This window comes from Microbacterium jejuense (genome assembly GCF_039544225.1).
Taxonomy (GTDB): Bacteria; Actinomycetota; Actinomycetes; order Actinomycetales; family Microbacteriaceae; genus Microbacterium; species Microbacterium jejuense.
On sequence record NZ_BAABLG010000003.1, the window covers coordinates 174,545 to 190,258 of the forward strand.

At 70.5% G+C, this 15,714-nt stretch carries 12 protein-coding genes; 6 read left to right on the forward strand and 6 right to left on the reverse strand.

Going from position 1 to position 15,714, the window contains the following annotated elements; all coding sequences use genetic code 11:
- Positions 1 to 245 precede the first annotated feature (245 nt).
- On the reverse strand, positions 246 to 1,163 hold the full coding sequence (locus ABEA46_RS05085; protein ID WP_345543281.1) for a proteasome assembly chaperone family protein: 918 nt from the start codon (positions 1,161 to 1,163) through the stop codon (positions 246 to 248).
- An 84-nt stretch (positions 1,164 to 1,247) separates the two neighbouring features.
- Here ABEA46_RS05085 and ABEA46_RS05090 point away from each other — a divergent pair, with 84 nt between their 5' ends.
- From ABEA46_RS05090 to sucB, 3 genes are all read left to right on the forward strand, one after another.
- Positions 1,248 to 2,732, forward strand: a complete 1,485-nt coding sequence (locus ABEA46_RS05090; protein ID WP_345543282.1) for a leucyl aminopeptidase — start codon at positions 1,248 to 1,250, stop codon at positions 2,730 to 2,732.
- Positions 2,732 to 4,105, forward strand: a complete 1,374-nt coding sequence (lpdA, locus tag ABEA46_RS05095) for a dihydrolipoyl dehydrogenase (protein ID WP_345543283.1) — start codon at positions 2,732 to 2,734, stop codon at positions 4,103 to 4,105. Before ABEA46_RS05090 ends, lpdA begins: the two co-directional genes overlap by 1 nt.
- 62 nt (positions 4,106 to 4,167) lie before the next feature.
- Complete coding sequence (gene sucB, locus ABEA46_RS05100) at positions 4,168 to 5,874, forward strand: 2-oxoglutarate dehydrogenase, E2 component, dihydrolipoamide succinyltransferase (RefSeq protein ID WP_345543284.1); 1,707 nt, start codon at positions 4,168 to 4,170, stop codon at positions 5,872 to 5,874.
- A gap of 11 nt (positions 5,875 to 5,885) precedes the next feature.
- Here the strand turns inward: sucB and ABEA46_RS05105 are convergent, their stop codons facing one another.
- On the reverse strand, positions 5,886 to 7,211 hold the full coding sequence (locus ABEA46_RS05105) for a hypothetical protein (protein ID WP_345543285.1): 1,326 nt from the start codon (positions 7,209 to 7,211) through the stop codon (positions 5,886 to 5,888).
- Positions 7,212 to 7,336: 125 nt separating this feature from the next.
- On the opposite strand from ABEA46_RS05105, the gene ABEA46_RS05110 reads away from it, so the two are divergent.
- On the forward strand, positions 7,337 to 8,047 hold the full coding sequence (locus ABEA46_RS05110; protein ID WP_345543286.1) for a DUF4191 family protein: 711 nt from the start codon (positions 7,337 to 7,339) through the stop codon (positions 8,045 to 8,047).
- A gap of 60 nt (positions 8,048 to 8,107) precedes the next feature.
- On the opposite strand, the gene ABEA46_RS05115 is transcribed toward ABEA46_RS05110, so the two are convergent.
- The gene (locus ABEA46_RS05115) at positions 8,108 to 8,500 is read right to left on the reverse strand and encodes an RDD family protein (RefSeq protein WP_345543287.1); all 393 of its coding nucleotides are present in this window, start codon (positions 8,498 to 8,500) and stop codon (positions 8,108 to 8,110) included.
- A 132-nt stretch (positions 8,501 to 8,632) separates the two neighbouring features.
- On the opposite strand from ABEA46_RS05115, the gene glnA (ABEA46_RS05120) reads away from it, so the two are divergent.
- Positions 8,633 to 10,057, forward strand: coding sequence for a type I glutamate--ammonia ligase (gene glnA / locus ABEA46_RS05120; RefSeq protein WP_345543288.1), 1,425 nt, complete (start codon positions 8,633 to 8,635; stop codon positions 10,055 to 10,057).
- A gap of 271 nt (positions 10,058 to 10,328) precedes the next feature.
- Complete coding sequence (locus ABEA46_RS05125) at positions 10,329 to 10,901, forward strand: peptidase M23 (protein WP_345543289.1); 573 nt, start codon at positions 10,329 to 10,331, stop codon at positions 10,899 to 10,901.
- 43 nt (positions 10,902 to 10,944) lie between these two features.
- Here ABEA46_RS05125 and ABEA46_RS05130 read toward each other — a convergent pair whose 3' ends face one another.
- Genes ABEA46_RS05130 through ABEA46_RS05140 form a run of 3 tightly spaced genes read right to left on the reverse strand, consistent with a single transcriptional unit; the run spans position 10,945 to position 15,586 of the window.
- Positions 10,945 to 13,947 carry a bifunctional [glutamine synthetase] adenylyltransferase/[glutamine synthetase]-adenylyl-L-tyrosine phosphorylase gene (locus ABEA46_RS05130; protein WP_345543290.1) on the reverse strand — a complete coding sequence of 1,001 codons (3,003 nt, stop codon included), beginning with the start codon at positions 13,945 to 13,947 and terminating at the stop codon, positions 10,945 to 10,947.
- 13 nt (positions 13,948 to 13,960) lie between these two features.
- Positions 13,961 to 15,298, reverse strand: a complete 1,338-nt coding sequence (gene glnA / locus ABEA46_RS05135) for a type I glutamate--ammonia ligase (RefSeq protein ID WP_345543291.1) — start codon at positions 15,296 to 15,298, stop codon at positions 13,961 to 13,963.
- Positions 15,299 to 15,358: 60 nt separating this feature from the next.
- A complete protein-coding gene (locus tag ABEA46_RS05140; protein ID WP_345543292.1) occupies positions 15,359 to 15,586 on the reverse strand; it encodes an SPOR domain-containing protein in 228 nt (75 codons plus the stop codon).
- Between the last annotated feature and the right edge of the window lie 128 nt (positions 15,587 to 15,714).

The window sequence follows — 15,714 nt, forward strand, 5'->3', positions numbered from 1 at the left end:
CGCGCTCCGCGCGCCTCCGGTCGGTTTCGGACACTAGTAAGACCCTTGTCAAGTCCCGGCCTTCGCAGATTGCTCGTGCGAAGACGGTTGACAACGGGTCAGAGCGTCTAGTATCTCATACTTGCCGTGCACCGCCAGCACTGCACGATCGCATTCCGGCGTCGTGTCGGTGAGGCCTGCGCACCTCCACACACAACACAACGCGCGGGCCGGAACGAGAATTCCGGATGCCCGCGGATGACGTGTCAGGGACGCTTGTCATCCTCGCCGGGGCGGGTCGCGAGGAACCGCTCCAATTCGGCGGCCAGCTCGTCCGCGCTCGGCAGGTCGCCGGTGTGGATCATCGGCGTCGCGAGGGTGGATCCGGCCATGTAGGCGTCGTACCGCTCCTCGAGCCCTTCGACCATGCGCGCCAGCTCGTCACTTCCCTCGATCTGCTCGGTCACCTTTTCGAGGTACTCCCGATTCTCATCCCGCAGCTCATCGCCCGCGAAGACCAGACCGGTGGCGACCGTGAGGCTGTCGAGAGCCGCGAGCGCCGCCGCGGGGTACTCGGAGTCGCCGAGGTAGTGGGGCACGAGGAGCACGAAGCCGGCGACGCGCACACCCGCCTCGGCGAGCCGGTATTCGAGCAGATGCCCGGCGGTCGCGGGCACCTGCGTATGCGGCTGCCACACGGAGTGCGCCTCGGTGAGCTCGGTCCGGGTGCCGCTCACGGTCGTGCCGATCGGCCGCGTGTGCGGCACCGGCATCGGGATCGCGTGCACCCACGTGACTGTGGAGACGCCGTACACCTCGGTGAAGTCGACGACGGCGGTGGCGAACGCGTCCCACGCGAAATCCGGCTCGAACCCCGACAGCACGAGGAACGGCTGCCCGAGCGAGTCGTGCGCGAAGGCGAGCTCCAGACGCGGCGGACGGTAGTCCGTCAGGTGATCCTTCTCGAACGAGACGATCGGCCGCCGCGCCCGGTAGTCCAGGAGCGTGTCGTTCGAGAACACCACGAGCGGTGTCGGCGACAGGTCGTCGCGGACATAGTCGATGACACGGCTCACGGCGCTGCCGGCATCGGTGAAGCCGGTCAGGGCGATCACCAGCGGCAGACCGCGCGGTACCGGGGGCGCGGATGCCGCGCGCTCGAACAGCGGGCCGGAAAGAGGCATGGGTCCATGCTACGAGCCGTCGGAGGGGCAGAGGGCGGGACGGTCGCGCTCAGAGCGAACACGCGGCTCCGTAGGATGGACACCATGGCGTTCCCCGACCTCGAGTACCGCACCACATCCGTCCGAGAGTCCGAAGCCGATGCACTGCTGCTGGCGCTGCCGCCGGTCGAGGGCGACAACGCCCCCGACCTGTCGGACTGGCCGGGGCTGCGCGATGCGCTGTCGGCCGTCGGCTTCAGCGGCGCGTCCGGTTCATTCCTGCGGGTCTACGCGCCCGAGGTGACGACGCTGCCGCTGGCCGTCGTCGGCACCGGTGCGGTGGTGGATGCCGCGGCCCTGCGTGACGCGGTCGGCGCGGGCATCCGGTCGTTCACCGGGTTCGCCACCGTCGCGGTCGCGGCTCCGTTCGCGGAGGCTGACCTGTGGACCGCGGCGGCCGAGGGCGCAGCGCTGGGCGGCTACCGCTTCGACGGCTACAAGAGCGAGGCCCCCAAGGCGCGCGCTTCGCGCGTCGTCGTGCACGGCACCGCCGCGGCAGACGACGCCGCCCTGAAGCTCGTCGCTGAGACCGCGGCGTCCGTCGCGCTCGTGAAGGACCTCGTCAACATCCCGGCCGAGTGGCTCAGTCCTGCCGATGTCGCCGAGCGCGCCCGGGAGGCCGTGACGGAGCTGCCGGTCGAGGTGCAGATCCTCGACGAGACGGCGCTGCGCGAGCAGGGATTCGGCGGCATCCTCGGCGTCGGCCAGGGATCCGAGCGTCCGCCGCGCCTCGTGCGCCTCGACTACGCTCCGGCGGGCGCCACCCGTCACATCGCGCTGGTGGGCAAGGGCATCACGTTCGACACCGGCGGTCTGTCGCTGAAGCCGGCGGCTTCGATGGTCGGCATGAAGTACGACATGGCGGGCGCCGCGACAGTGCTCGCGGTGGTGCGGGCTGCAGCGGCCGTGGCCGCGCCGGTGCACGTGACGGCGTGGCTGTGCGTCGCCGACAACATGCCGTCCGGCAGCGCCACGCGTCCTGGTGACGTGCTGCGCATGCTCGACGGCACGACAGTCGAGGTGCTCAACACGGATGCCGAGGGCCGCCTCGTGCTCGCCGACGGACTCGTCGCGGCCAGCCGCGAGCACCCGGACGTGATCGTGGACGTCGCGACGCTGACGGGGGCGATCCTTGTCGCGCTCGGCACGCGGCACACCGGCGTGATGGGCGACGAGCAGGCCGTCGCCGGCTACCTCGCCGCGGCCGGAGAAGTCGGCGAGCTCGCGTGGCAGCTCCCGCTGCCGGCCCACATGGTCGAAGAGCTCGACTCCCCCATCGCGGACCTGCAGAACGCGAAGATCGGCGATCCCGCCGGCGGCTCGCTGTTCGCGGGCCTGTTCCTGCGTCACTTCGTCGGCCGCACCGGCGACGAGGCCGACGCGCCCCGCATCCCCTGGGTGCACCTCGACATCGCCGGCTCGGGCACCCTCAAAGGCGCACCGTACGGCTTCACCGACAAGGGTCCGACCGCGGCGAGCGTCCGCAGCCTGATCCGATTCGTCCTGGCAGACCTCGACGCGGAGGCATGATGACCGACCACACCTTCGACCTCGTCGTGCTGGGCGGCGGCAGCGGCGGCTACGCCGCGGCGATGCGCGCGGCCGAGCTCGGCAAGACCGTCGCCCTGGTGGAGAAGGACAAAGTCGGCGGCACCTGCCTCCACCGCGGCTGCATCCCCACCAAGGCGCTGCTGCACGCCGCCGAGGTCGCCGACACGGCGCGCGAGTCCGCCGCCTACGGCGTCCGCGCGACGCTGGACGGGATCGATCCCGCCGGCGTGCGCGCCTACCGCGAAGGCATCGTCGCCAAGAAGTTCAAGGGACTCGAGGGGCTGGTCAAGGCTCGCGGCATCACCGTCGTGCCGGGCGAGGGCCGCCTCGAGGCCGGTCCCGCCGTGCGTGTCGGCGACGACGTGTACCGCGGCACCGACGTCATCCTCGCCACCGGTTCCTACAGCCGGACCCTCCCCGGCCTCGAGATCGGCGGGCGCATCCTCACGAGCGAGCAGGCGCTGGAGCTCGACGAGATCCCGTCCCGCGTCGTGATCCTCGGCGGTGGCGTGATCGGCGTCGAGTTCGCGAGCGTCTGGCGCTCCTTCGGCGCCGAGGTCACGATCGTCGAGGCGCTGGACCACCTCGTGCCCAACGAGGATCTCGCGCTCAGCAAGGCTCTCGAGCGCGCGTACCGGCGGCGCGGCATCCAGTACTCCCTCGGGGTGCGGTTCCAATCGGCGACGCAGACGGCGGATGCCGTCACCGTGACGCTCGAGGACGGCAAGGCCTTCACCGCCGACTACCTGCTGGTCGCCGTCGGCCGCGGCCCGGCGACCGGCGGTCTCGGCTACGAGGAGGCCGGCGTGCGCCTGGACCGCGGCTTCGTCCTGACCGACGAGCGCCTGCGCACCGGAGTCCCCCAGGTGTGGGCCGTCGGCGACATCGTGCCCGGCCTGCAGCTGGCACATCGCGGCTTCCAGCAGGGGATCTTCGTGGCCGAGGAGATCGCGGGTCTGTCCCCCGTCGTCATCCCCGACACGCAGATCCCCAAGGTCACGTACAGCCACCCAGAGGTCGCCTCCGTCGGGCTGACCGAGGTCCAGGCCTCCGAGCAGTTCGGAGCCGACGGCGTCGTCGCGTACGAGTACAACCTCGCCGGCAACGGCAAGAGCGAGATCCTCGGCACCAGCGGGATCGTGAAGGTGGTGCGCGCCAAGGACGGTCCTGTCCTCGGCGTTCATCTCATCGGCGACCGCGTCGGCGAGCTCATCACCGAAGGCCAGCTCGCGGTGGGATGGGAGGCGCACCCCGAAGACATCGCGCCGTTCATCCACGCGCACCCGACGCAGTCCGAAGCGCTGGGCGAGGCTTTCCTCGCCCTGGCAGGCAAGCCCCTGCACGCGCTCTGACCCTCCAGTCCACCCCCCATCACTAAGCTAGATCCGATATTCATTCAGAAGGAGACTTCCTCATGAGCACATCCGTGGTCCTCCCCGCTCTCGGCGAGAGCGTCACCGAGGGTACGGTCACCCGCTGGCTCAAGAACGTCGGCGACACGGTACAGGCCGACGAGGGCCTGCTCGAGATCTCCACGGACAAGGTGGACACCGAGATCCCCTCGCCGGTGAGCGGCGTCATCGAGGAGATCCTCGTGCAGGAGGACGAGACCGTCGAGGTCGGCGCCATCCTCGCCAAGATCGGCGACGGCTCGAGCGCTCCCGCCGCCGCGCCCGCGCCTGAGGCCGCTGCCGCCGAGCCCGCCCCCGCCGCTCCTGCCGAGGCCCCCGCTGCCGAGGCGCCCGCTGCCGAAGCCGCTCCTGCGGCCGAAGCCCCCGCCGCCCCGGCTCCCGCTGCCGGCGGCACCGGCAAGGAGGTCGTGCTCCCCGAGCTCGGCGAGAGCGTCACCGAGGGCACCGTCACCCGGTGGCTCAAGCAGGTCGGCGAAGAGGTCGCGGTCGACGAGCCGCTGCTGGAGATCTCGACCGACAAGGTCGACACCGAGATCCCGTCGCCGTTCGCCGGCGTGCTGCAGGAGATCCTCGTGAGCGAGGACGAGACCGTCGCCGTCGGCGCCGCGCTCGCGCGTATCGGCGAGGCCGGCGCTGCTCCCGCTCCCGCCGCCGAGGCTCCCGCTCCCGCCGCCGAGGCTCCGGCGCCCGCTGCTGCTCCGGCGCCTGCCGCCGCACCGGCGCCGGCACCTGCGCCCGCTGCTGCCCCGGCCGCTGCCGCACCGGCTCCGGCCGCCGCTGCGGCCGAGGACGACGGCGTGACCTACGTGACTCCGCTCGTGCGCCGTCTCGCGCAGCAGCAGGGCGTCGACCTGGCGTCGGTGAAGGGCACCGGTGTCGGGGGCCGCATCCGCAAGGAGGACGTCCTCAAGGCCGCCGAGTCTGCTGCCGCCCCCGCTGCTGCCGCACCGGCCGCGGCCGCGGCTGCGGCGCCCGCGCCGCTCGAGGTCTCGCCGCTGCGCGGCACGACGCAGCCGATGTCGCGTCTGCGCAAGGTGCTCGCCCAGCGTGCGGTCGAGTCGATGCAGTCAACGGCCCAGCTCACGACGGTGGTCGAGGTCGACGTCACCAAGCTCGCGAACTACCGCGACCGCGTGAAGAACGACTTCCTCGCCAAGACCGGCGACAAGCTGTCGTTCCTGCCGTTCTTCGCTCTCGCGGCCGCCGAGGCCCTGCAGGCGTACCCCGTGATCAACTCGACCGTGGACGGCGACCAGATCGTCTACCCGGCCACCGAGAACCTGTCGATCGCGGTCGACACCGAGCGGGGTCTGCTCACACCGGTCCTGCGTGACGCGGCCGCGAAGAACCTCGCGCAGATCGCGCACGAGATCGCCGACCTGGCTGCGCGCACGCGCGACAACAAGCTGAAGCCGGACGAGCTCGCGGGCGGTACCTTTACGCTGACCAACACGGGTTCGCGCGGCGCGCTGTTCGACACGCCTGTGGTGTTCCTGCCCCAATCGGCCATTCTCGGCACCGGCGTCGTCGTCAAGCGCCCCGGCGTCGTGAGCGTCGACGGCAAGGATGCGATCTCGGTGCGCTCGTACGTGTACCTGGCGCTGTCGTACGACCACCGCGTCGTCGACGGCGCGGACGCGGCCCGCTTCCTCAGCGCCGTGAAGGCACGTCTCGAGGCGGCAGCCTTCGAGGGCCAGATCGGCATCTGACCCCGACCGGGTCAACCTTCCGGCTGCTGCGCGACGTCATTGACGTCGCGCAGCAGCCATTTCTCGTCTCGGCGCAGGATCACCATCAGCTGCGGCACCTCCCGCGCATCGACAGCGTCGACGCGGAGGACGGCGAGATCGCCGAAGTCATCGAGCAGCGTGACGGTCCGCTCCGCAGCGGCGCGGTCGATCACTCCGCCTCCTGCCGGTGCCGTCGCCGGATCGACGAGGACGTCCGCGAGACACCCGGACTCCCCCGCGCACGCGACTCGCGCGTCGAGCAGCGCGGCGGCCACCGCGGCGAGATCGCCCGGCTGAGCCACGGCGTCGTCCGCTCCTTCCTCGGCCGCCGGGGTGCCCTCCGGCGCACCCGTGTCCGCGATCAGGGTCGTGGCCGTCGGCGTGGGATCCATCCCCCCGGCGCCGTCGGCAGTGGCTGGACCGCCGCCGGGCCACAGAGCACCGGCTGCGAGCACGGCCGCTGCGACGGCGCCCCCGACGAGCCACGGCGCCCGTCGACGACCCGGCGTCGAGGCACCGCGTGCGCCGCCGCCGCGAAGACGTCGCCACACCGCGGTGGTCGTGCGCGACACCGTGTCGGCGAGGTCGTCGTCGACCCCGACGAGCAGGTTCTGCCAGAGCGAGCGCGCCGGCGGCTCGGCCATGACCGTGCGATCCGCGCGCTGGCCGCCGCCGATGTCGACGACCGCCCGGGGCGCGAGGCTGGTCGTGCTCAGCGGTTCGGGCACCGCCAGCGCGAACAGCGCATCCTCGGCCGCCGTGAGCTCGTGCACCGACACGCGCTCGGCGGTGAGCGCGCGCAGAGCCGTGGCCCAGGTCCGCTGCAGCGGGCCGTCCACGTCGAGACCCGCCATCGCCTCCGCTGTCGCCTCGAAGGCTCGCCGGGGCGACGCGTCCGTCGCGAGCAGAGGGCGCCCCGCGTCGTCCAGCCACCATTCCCCCGTCGTCTGCGGCGCCGACACGAGCTGCGCGCAGCCGCGCAGCAGGCTGACTCCCAGCGTCACCGCCTCGCCCGCCGTCAGCGGCAGCCGGTTCGCGCGACGACGCAGGAAGTCATCGAGCCGCTCCACACACACCGGCAGCACGACGTCGTGCCCGTCCCGGCGCCGTGCGATGTCGAGCGGGGTGAGCACGTGGCCGCCGGATGCGGCATCCCATCCGGTCCACGACGGGCCCAGATCCTGGACATCGACGAGATGCCGCATCGCGCCGTCGACTTCGCGTACGAGCACCCCCGGCCACGGCGCGTCGTCTTTCGCGCGCACCGTGCGCACCGAGCGGTAGGGGCTGGCGAGCAGGCCGTCGTCGGGGGTCACGCACCCAAGTGTCGGCGCCCCCGGGGCGGTCCGAGGGCTGCGATCTGCGATCTGTGGACGACCACCGTGCAATCGCGGCTGGGGAGGAGCCGAGTAAGCCCCCTCGGAAAGGTAGGCTGGAAGGTATGGCCGCGCGCAGTTCCGCACCCGAGAAGAGCCCGGGTTTCTTCTCCCAGATCCGTACCCTCTACACCTTCACGCAGAAGGCGTTCCCCTGGCTGCCGTTCCTGCTGGGCGGCATCCTGCTGGTCGGCGCCGGCATCGGCGTGACGATCGGGTTCCTGATCCCGCCGGTGGCGATCTGGAGCGTCATCCTGTGGGGCGTGACGGGTCTCATGCTCGGCATCCTCGCGTCGATGATGACGATGACCCGTCTGTCGACGCAGGCGATGTACAAGAAGATCGACGGGATGCCGGGGGCGACGGGTCACGTGCTCTCGACCTCGCTCGGCCGCTCCTGGCAGGCCAGCGAGATGCCCGTCGGCATCAACCCGAAGACGCAGGAGGCCGTGTACCGAGCGGTCGGCAAGGGCGGCGTCGTGATCGTGGGCGAGGGTGCCCGCGGGCGCCTGACGCGCCTCGTCAACGACGAGCGCTCCAAGGTGCAGCGCGTGGCCGCGGGCGTTCCCGTCACCGTGCTCTACGTGGGCCACGGCGAGGGCGACGTGACGATCGCAAAGCTCGCCTCGACCATCAAGGCGCTCCCGAAGAAGATCGACCGCACCACGCAGGCCGCGGTCATCAAGCGCATCGAGTCCGTCTCGCAGTCGCTCACGTCGCTGCCGATCCCGAAGGGCATCGACCCGACGAAGGCGCGCGCACCGCGTCCACGCTGATCCCCCTCGCGACCTGATCATCAGCCGCGCCCGGCCTCCGCCGGCGCGGCTGATGTCGTCTCAGGCCCGGAGCAGGACGGTGCCGGCGACCTTGTCGTGCAGACCGCGGTGGTCGGCGTCCCAGATGACGGCGGGGATCACGAGGATCAGGAGCGCCGTGCGAACGATGGGGCGCCACAGGCCCACCCAGGCGCCGTCGAGGCGCACGAGGCGCAGGCCGAAGAGGCGATGACCGGGGCTCCCCTGCAGCGTCGGCAGGAACACGAGCTGGATCGCGGCGAACAGCGCGAGGATGGCCATCGGGTCCCAACCGAAGAACCCCGAGATGAGGTAGGCGGCACCGTAGTCGATGAACAGCGCGCCGACGCGACGGCCCAGGTGGCCGATCGATCCGGTGCCCTCGCGAGGGAGTCCGAGGCGTTCGCCGGGATAGTCCTGAGTGCTCTGCGTCACTTCTCAAGCGTACCCAGGCCGTCGTAACATCCCTGAAACACTAGTGATACTGCCGGGCAATCCCCTGCCGGTAGCTTGCCAAAGAGCCCGGCCCGCACGGGCGGATCCGAATGCCCTACCTCTGGAGTCTTCATGTTCAAAGATTCATCCGAGGTGCTGAAGTTCATCAAGGACGAGGACGTCAAGTTCCTCGACATCCGTTTCACGGATCTTCCTGGCGTGCAGCAGCACTTCAACATCCCGGCCTCGACCGTCGACGAAGAGTTCTTCACGGTCGGCCAGCTGTTCGACGGCTCCTCGATCCGAGGCTTCGCGAACATCCACGAATCGGACATGCAGCTGATCCCGGACGTGTCGACGGCGTACCTCGACCCGTTCCGTGAGGCGAAGACCCTCATCATGGTCTTCGACATCTACAACCCCCGCAACGGTGAGATCTACGCGAAGGACCCGCGTCAGGTCGCCAAGAAGGCCGAGAAGTATCTCGCCTCGACCGGCATCGCCGACACCGCGTTCTTCGCCCCCGAGGCCGAGTTCTACATCTTCGACGACGTCCGCTACGAGGTGAAGCAGAACTCCAGCTTCTACTCGGTCGACTCCGAAGAGGGCGCCTGGAACACCGGTCGCGTCGAAGAGGGCGGCAACCTCGCCAACAAGACCCCCTTCAAGGGCGGATACTTCCCCGTCTCGCCCGTCGACAAGACGGCCGACCTGCGCGACGACATCAGCCTGCGCCTCATCGAGTCGGGCCTGCACCTCGAGCGCGCGCACCACGAGGTGGGCACCGGCGGCCAGCAGGAGATCAATTACCGCTTCGACACCATGGTGCACGCGGCCGACGACATCCTGAAGTTCAAGTACATCGTCAAGAACGTGGCGAACGAGTGGGGCAAGGTCGCGACCTTCATGCCCAAGCCGCTCTTCGGCGACAACGGCTCGGGCATGCACACGCACCAGTCGCTGTGGCTCGAGGGCAAGCCGCTGTTCTACGACGAGAAGGGCTACGCGCAGCTCTCGGACCTCGCCCGCTGGTACATCGGCGGCATCCTGGCCCACGCGCCGGCGCTGCTCGCGTTCACCAACCCGACGCTCAACTCGTACAAGCGTCTCGTCAAGGGCTACGAGGCCCCGGTCAACCTGGTCTACTCGGCCGGCAACCGCTCGGCGGCCATCCGCATCCCGATCACGGGCTCCAACCCCAAGGCCAAGCGCATCGAGTTCCGTGCGCCGGACGCCTCGGGCAACCCGTACCTCGCCTTCGCCGCCCAGCTGATGGCGGGCCTCGACGGCATCCAGAACCGCATCGAGCCGCACGAGCCGGTCGACAAGGACCTGTACGAGCTTCCCCCCGAGGAGGCGAAGAACATCCCGCAGGTGCCGAACTCGCTGCTCGACTCGCTCGAGGCGCTGCGCGCCGACCACGAGTTCCTGCTCAAGGGCGGCGTGTTCACGCCCGAGCTCATCGAGACGTGGATCGAGTACAAGATCGAGAACGAGATCCAGCCGCTCAACGCGCGGCCGCACCCGTTCGAGTACGAGCTGTACTTCGGCGTCTGACGTTCCAGCACCGTGACAGAAGGGCCCCGGGAGACCGGGGCCCTTCTGCGTGCGCGGGAGGAAGGATGCCGCACCCCGGCCTGCGGCCTAGGCTGAACAGAGCCCTCCGCCACGTCCCCCATCGAAGGTGAAGACCATGCCCGCCCGTTCAGCCGTGAAGACGCGTCCCGGCGGCGCGGTGCGGCCGAAGGCATCGGCACCACGACGCGGCGGGCGACGGCGACGCGCTCGGGGGCGGTCCCGGTGGCCGCGTGTCGCGCTGGCGATCGCGGTGCCGATCGCACTGGTCGCGATGTTCCTCGTCGGCGCGGGCTTCCTCGCGCGGTCGCTCGACGAGGCGTTCGTCGGATATCGGGCGGAACCCGTTCCGGCGGTCGCCGGGTATCGTGTCGAGCAGCTCACGAACGCCTGCACCGTTCTCGTCGCGGGCAGGGACCTCGGCCTCGACGAGCGCGACCAGACGATCGCCGTGATGACCGCGATGGGCGAGTCCTCGCTGCGGAACCTCGAGTACGGCGACTGGGAGACGAACGGGGTGCGCAACCCCGACGGCTCGCGCACCACGTCGCTCGGGCTGTTCCAGCAGCAGGACTCCTGGGGAACCCGCGAAGCCCGTCTGGATCCGTACACGGCCGCCGTGCTGTTCTACCAGGCGATGGCCGAACGCGTGCCCGATCGGGCGGGGCTCGATCCCACGCTCGTCGCGCACCGGACACAGGTGAACGACGATCCGAACCACTATGCACGGTTCTGGGACCGCGCGGTCCGCGTCGTCGCCGCGGTCAGCGGCAGTCCGCTCGCGGGCGACCGGACCGACGGCATCCCGCAGTGCCCGGCGACGTGACCGTCGACCCCGGCGGTGGGAACCGCCGGCGGTGCGGCATCCGTCAGCCGTAGAAGAGCTTCTCGAACACGCGACGGGCGCGACGCGTGGTGCCGAGATAGTCGTCCTCGACGCGGGTGGCCGAGCGCGGCGGGTACTCCAGCAGGCGGCCGATGCCGTCGAGCTTGTTGCGGTCGACGGGCAGCACGTCGCTGGTCTGGCCCGACAGCAGCGTGTTGGCGGAGCGGAGCCGGCTCGCCAGGCGCCACGCCGCGGCCAGCCGATCCGCCGACGTCGACGGGACCAGGCCCACGTCGACCGCGGCGCTCAGGGCGTCGAGCGTGGAGGTCGTCCGCATCTCGGGCACGGCGTGCGCGTGCTGCAGCTGCAGCAGCTGCACGAGCCACTCGACGTCGCTGAGCGAGCCGGGCCCGAGCTTGAGGTGGCGGGACGGATCGACCCCCTGCGGCAGCCGCTCGCTCTCGACCCGCGCCTTGATGCGCTTGATCTCACGGACCGCCGCGATCTCGACGGTCGACGGGTACCGCACCTGATCGGCGAGCTGCATGAAGTCGGCGATCAGCTTGACACTGCCCGCGACGCCACGCGCCCGCAGCAGCGCCTGTGCCTCCCACGACAGCGCCCAGCGTCGGTAATACTCGGCATACGCGTCGAGCGAGCGCGCGAGCGGCCCGTTGCGGCCCTCGGGCCGCAGATCGGCGTCGAGCTCGAGCGGCACGCGGTGATCCTCGGAGTGCGTGCGCAGCCCGGCGACGAGCTTCAGCGCCAGCTCCTGCGCGCGCTGCGGGTCGATGCCGTTCGCGCGGTACACGTAGATGACGTCGGCATCCGAGCCGAACCCGAGCTCCGCGCCGCCGAAGCGGCCCATCGCGATGACCGAGAAGTCCAGCGCGGCATCCTCAGGCGGGACGATGTCGCGGCGCACTGCCCGCAGCGTCGCCTGGATGGTGACCTCGGTGATCGTCGTGAGCGCCTCGGCGACCTCCTCGATCGTCACGGCGCCGAGGATCGCGGCCATCGCGAGGCGCAGCTGCTCGCGGCGCCGGAGCGCGCGGACGGCGCGCATGGCGTCGGTCACCGTCGCGTGGCGGGTCTGGATGGCTCGCGCCTCCTGCTGCAGCGCCACACCCGAGCGCGGGCGCAGCAGTTCGGGGTCGTCGAGCCACGCCGCCGACTCGGGGATCCATTCGATGAGCTCGCCCACGTACCGTGAGCCCGAGAGCACGCGGGAGAGGCTCTCAGCAGCGCCCGATGAGTCGCGCAGCATACGCAGGAACCAGTGCGTGTCGCCGAGTCGTTCGCTCAGCCGCCGGAAGGCGAGCAGACCGTAGTCCGGGTCGACGCCGTCCGCGAACCACCGGATCATCACCGGCATCAGGTGCCGCTGGATCGTCGCCTTGCGGCTGAGACCGGTGGTGAGGGCGGCGATGTGCCGGAGGGCGCCGGCGGGGTCGGCGAATCCGATCGCCGCGAGACGGTCGTGCGCCTGCTCGGTCGACAGGACCCGCTCGTCGGCGGGCAGCGCCGCCACAGCGGACAGCAGCGGCCGGTAGAACAGGCGCACGTGGATGTCGCGCACCTCGCGCTTGGTCGACTCCCACAGGTCCCAGACGGCCTGGCCCGTGTCGGCCAGGGCGGTCGCACGTGCCAGGACGCGGAGGTCTTCGGGACGCGAGGGCATCAGGTGCGTCCGCCGCAGCTGCCGCAGCTGCACGCGGTGCTCGAGCAGTCGCAGCACGCGGTAGTCGTGCGAGAACGCCGACGCCTCGACGCGGCCGATGTAGCCCTCGGCGACCAGGGCGTCCAGGGCGTCGAGCGTGCCGCGCTGGCGGATGCGGTCGTCCGACAGACCGTGGACGAGCTGGAGGAGCTGCACGGTGAACTCGATGTCGCGGATGCCGCCCGGCCCGAGTTTGAGCTGATACGGAACGTCGGCGGCAGGGATGTGCTCGGTCACCCGCTCGCGCATGCGCTGCACGCTGTCGACGAAGTTCTCGCGGGCCGCGCTGGTCCACACCTTCGGCTGGACGGCGGCGATATACTCGGCGGCCACGACGGGGTCCCCGGCGATCGGGCGTGCCTTCAGCAGCGCCTGGAACTCCCAGCTCTTCGCCCACCGCTGGTAGTAGGCCACATGGGACTCGACAGTCCGCACGAGCGCGCCCTGCTTGCCCTCGGGGCGGAGGTTCGCGTCGACCTCCCACAGCGGAGGCTCGATCTCGACGCCCGAGATCCCGCGCATGGTCTGCACGGCGAGCCGTGTCGCGATGTCGACGATGCGGCTCTCGCCATACTCGGCGACCGCGTCATCGGACCCGCCCGCGACGAAGATCACGTCGACATCGCTGACGTAGTTGAGCTCCCGGGCGCCGGTCTTGCCCATGCCGATGATCGCGAGGCCCGCCTCGGCGACCTGCTCGCGAGGGAAGAGCCCGACGCCGGCGGTGCCGCCCGAGACCCGCGTGCGGGCGACGGCGAGGGATGCCTCCAGGGCGGCCCCCGCGGCATCCGCGAGCCGCATCGACACGGCGGCGATCTCGTCGACCGGAGACGGGCTCAGCAGGTCGTACGCGGCGATCCTGGCGAGCATGCGGCGGTAGCGGACCCGCAGCGCCACCCAGGCGCTCTCGCCGCCGTCCGCGGCGAAGCCGTCGACGGCGCCGACCGCGTCCAGCATGCCCTCACGCAGCTCGGCCTCGGTCGGCAGCCGATCACCGACGTGCACCAGCTCGTCGATCTCGGCGGGATGGCGTGCGAAGAACTCGCCGAACCCCGTCGAGGCGCCCAGCAGCGCCCACAGGGCGCGCCACGCGCCGGCGTGGCGATGGGCGCGCCGCACCGCCTGGTCGTCGCGTCGCGCGAGCTTCGTGACGGCGTGCAGGGCCTCGTCAGGATCGGCTGCGGTCGTCGCCCGCTCGAGCACGTCTTGTCGAGGGATGCCGGTCAGCCCGGTGAGCTCGTCCAGCAGCTGCTCGGCGTCGCCGAGGCTGCTGAAGCCGACGCGCGCGAGCGGGGTGAGAGATCCGGGCCGGTCGCTCGCAGACATGCGTCAGACGGCCTCAGAGCAGCTCGAGGTTGCTCTTGAGCTCGAACGGCGTGACCTGGGAGCGGTACTCCTGCCACTCGCGCCGCTTGTTGAGTAGCACGTGGTTGAAGACCTGCTCGCCCAGCGTCTCGGCGACGAGCTCGGATTCCTCCATGTACTCCAGGGCGTGGTCGAGGCTCGCCGGCAGCGGCGCGTAGCCGAGCGCACGACGCTCGGCGTCGGTCAGCGACCAGACGTTGTCCTCGGCCTCGGGCGGGAGCTCGTACTCGTTCTCGATGCCCTTGAGGCCGGCCGCGAGCATGAGCGCGTACGCGAGATAGGGGTTGGCTGCGGAGTCGAGCGCACGGTACTCGACCCGCGACGACTGGCCCTTGCTGGGCTTGTACAGCGGAACGCGCACGAGCGCGGAGCGGTTGTTGTGGCCCCAGCAGATGAAGCTCGGCGCCTCGTCGCCGCCCCACAGGCGCTTGTACGAGTTGACGAACTGGTTCGTGACGGCCGAGATCTCGTTCGCGTGCCGCAGCAGTCCCGCGATGAAGTGGCGGCCGACCTTCGACAGCTGGTACTGGGCGCCCTCTTCGTAGAACGCGTTGACGTCGCCCTCGAACAGTGACATGTGCGTGTGCATGCCGCTGCCGGGCTTGCCGGTCATCGGCTTCGGCATGAACGTCGCGTACACGCCCTGCTCGATCGCGACCTCTTTGATGACCGTGCGGAACGTCATGATGTTGTCGGCGGTGGTCAGTGCGTCGGCGTACCGCAGGTCGATCTCGTTCTGACCGGGACCGCCCTCGTGGTGGCTGTACTCGACCGAGATGCCGAGGTCTTCGAGCATGCGCACCGAGCGACGGCGGAAGTCGTGCGCCGTGCCACCGGGGACGTTGTCGAAGTAACCGGCCGAGTCCACAGGCTCGGGGCCATCGGTGCCGAACGCCGAAGACTTGAGGAGGTAGAACTCGATCTCGGGGTGCGTGTAGAACGTGAACCCGGCATCGGCTGCCTTCGCGAGCGTGCGCTTGAGCACGTGGCGCGGGTCGGCGACGGCGGGCTGCCCGTCGGGCGTCGTGATGTCGCAGAACATGCGCGCCGTCGGATCGATCTCGCCGCGCCACGGCAGGATCTGGAACGTCGTCGGGTCGGGGTGCGCCAAGAGATCGGACTCGTACGAGCGCGTGAGTCCCTCGATGGCGGACCCGTCGAAGCCCAGCCCCTCGGCGAAGGCGCCCTCGACCTCTGCCGGTGCGATGGCGACCGACTTGAGCGTGCCGATGACATCCGTGAACCACAGGCGGACGAACTTCACGCCCCGTTCCTCGATGGTCCTCAGAACGAAGTCACGCTGCTTGTCCATCGCGTCCTCTCCGGTGCCCGATCTGGCCCGCTCGTCGGTACGAGCCGGGTCGAAGCCAGACTACTGGTCGGCGCCGGGGTCCTCCGACACGGAGCCGGTCCCCCACGAGTCCTCGCGCGCCTCTTCATCGGCCCATGCCTTCGAGCGCTCCCGGATGACCTCAGGCGCCTTCGCGGCCTCCTCCGGCGTGTCGAACGGGCCGGCGCGGTCGGGCGCGGGCGATTCGAAGCCCTTCTCGACCTCGCCGGTCTTGAGGTTGTACCAGTACTTCTCGCTGCCGTCGGTCATCGTCGCACTCCCTGATCGCGTGATCTGTGGCCGTCAGCACGATCCTACTGACGCCCCCTGCCGTTCGGTCCGCCGGAGGAAGCCTCGGGCCGGGAAGTCTCCAGCGCGGCGACGTGTCGTCGGTAGGC

Bases quoted from the DNA above. Each gene is read 5' to 3' on its own strand.
- ABEA46_RS05085 (WP_345543281.1), bottom strand. From the start codon at position 1,163: ATGCCTCTTTCCGGCCCGCTGTTCGAGCGCGCGGCATCCGCGCCCCCG.
- ABEA46_RS05090 (WP_345543282.1), top strand. From the start codon at position 1,248: ATGGCGTTCCCCGACCTCGAGTACCGCACCACATCCGTCCGAGAGTCC.
- lpdA (WP_345543283.1), top strand. From the start codon at position 2,732: ATGACCGACCACACCTTCGACCTCGTCGTGCTGGGCGGCGGCAGCGGC.
- sucB (WP_345543284.1), top strand. From the start codon at position 4,168: ATGAGCACATCCGTGGTCCTCCCCGCTCTCGGCGAGAGCGTCACCGAG.
- ABEA46_RS05110 (WP_345543286.1), top strand. From the start codon at position 7,337: ATGGCCGCGCGCAGTTCCGCACCCGAGAAGAGCCCGGGTTTCTTCTCC.
- glnA (WP_345543288.1), top strand. From the start codon at position 8,633: ATGTTCAAAGATTCATCCGAGGTGCTGAAGTTCATCAAGGACGAGGAC.
- ABEA46_RS05130 (WP_345543290.1), bottom strand. From the start codon at position 13,947: ATGTCTGCGAGCGACCGGCCCGGATCTCTCACCCCGCTCGCGCGCGTC.
- glnA (WP_345543291.1), bottom strand. From the start codon at position 15,298: ATGGACAAGCAGCGTGACTTCGTTCTGAGGACCATCGAGGAACGGGGC.
- ABEA46_RS05140 (WP_345543292.1), bottom strand. From the start codon at position 15,586: ATGACCGACGGCAGCGAGAAGTACTGGTACAACCTCAAGACCGGCGAG.